The following is a 1,528-nucleotide window of genomic DNA, read 5'->3' on the forward strand; positions in this document are numbered from 1 at the left end:
CGTGCCGTCGGGCAGGGCGACTTCGAGACCGAGAATGCGCTCGCGCATCGTGCCGAACCGCACGACGCGGTTGCCGCCCGCATTCGTTGCCGCGTTGCCGCCCAACTGGCAGGAGCCGCGCGCGCCCAGATCGAGCGGGAAGAACCAGCCTTCGGCTTCGACGTGCGTTTGCAACTGCTCGAGGAGGACGCCGGCCTGCACGGTCACGGTGCCGCCGATCGTATCGAACGTCTCGACCGCATTCAGGCGCGCAAGCGAAAGCGCCACTTCGCCCGCCTGCGGCGTGGCCGCGCCAGCGAGGCCGGTCAAGCCGCCTTGCACGACCACGGGCTGCTGGTACTGCGAGAGCACGGCGAGCGCGCGTGCGACTTCCTCGGGCGTGCGCGGCAGGATCACGAGCGACGGCGCGCAGCGCGGCGCGTCGCTCCAGTCGGCGGCGTGCGCATCGGCAACGGCCGGATCGGTGCTCACGCGGTCGGCGCCAAGCGCATTCGCGAGTGCGTCGGGAAGGGACATCGGAGGCGAGGCTTGCATGGTCTGATTGGGTGGAATCGAAGGATTCGGGGGTGTCGCTTAGTCAGCCTGATGCACGCGCTCGACCTTGCCGCCGAGCCGCTTGAGCGCGAGCCCGGCAACGAGCCCGATGCACGCGATCGCCGTCATGTAGAGGCCGGGCGCGACAGGTCCGGCGCGATGCAGCAGATCGGTCACGACGAGTGGCGTGATGCCCGTGAACAGCACGGTCGCGAGATTGAGCGAGAGCGCGATGCCTGAGAAGCGTACGTGGGTCGGAAAGAGATCGGCGAGCAGGAACGCGTAGGTGCCGTTCACGAAGCCGCCGACGAAGCCGATTATGGCGAACGTCGTGAACGGATCGATGCCATGCGCGGCCACGAGCCGATAAAACGGATAGCTGCCCGCAATCATGATGAGCGCGCCCGCGCGATGCACGAGACGCGGCGGGATGCGGTCGCCGAGCCAGGCACAGGCGAGCAGCGACGCGGACATCGTCGCAATGCCGACGTTTTGCGCCGCGCTCGCGATTGCCGGCGAATAGTGCAGCACGGTCGTGAGATACGACGGCAACACGACGAAGAGCAGGCTGTTTGCCGCGTTGACGATGCCCGCCACACCCACGCCCGCCGCAACCTGCCACGCAAACGTGGCCAGCACCGTGCGAAACGGACGCTTGGCCTTGTGGCTGCGCAGGCGCTGGAATTCCGCCGATTCCTCGAGCGACGTGCGCAGCCAGTACGAGAGGAGCCCGATCAGTCCGCCAAAAATGAATGCGATGCGCCAGCCATAGGTAATGACGTCGGCGGCATCGAGCGTCGCGTGCAGCGCGAGGCTCATCAGCGTTGCCGTAAGCACACCTGAATTGAGGCAGAACACGACGAGACCGCCGACAAGGCTCGCGCGCTGCGGCATCTCTTCGACGACGTATGTGATCGAGCACGGCAATTCGCCCGCGAGAAAGAAGCCTTGCGCGAGGCGCAGCAACACGAGCAGCACGGGCGCGAATACGCCA

At 66.8% G+C, this 1,528-nt stretch carries 2 protein-coding genes; both read right to left on the reverse strand.

Annotated features, from left to right (window positions below):
• Positions 1 to 516, reverse strand: a 516-nt coding sequence (locus U5A52_RS42865) for an FAD-binding oxidoreductase (protein ID WP_321940455.1), incomplete at its 3' end; no start/stop codon positions are given.
• A 57-nt stretch (positions 517 to 573) separates the two neighbouring features.
• The coding region (locus tag U5A52_RS42870) for an MFS transporter (protein ID WP_321940457.1) at positions 574 to 1,528 on the reverse strand (955 nt) is incomplete at its 5' end.

The sequence above is a fragment of the Paraburkholderia sp. J8-2 genome, from assembly GCF_905220195.1.
Taxonomy (GTDB): domain Bacteria; phylum Pseudomonadota; class Gammaproteobacteria; order Burkholderiales; family Burkholderiaceae; genus Paraburkholderia.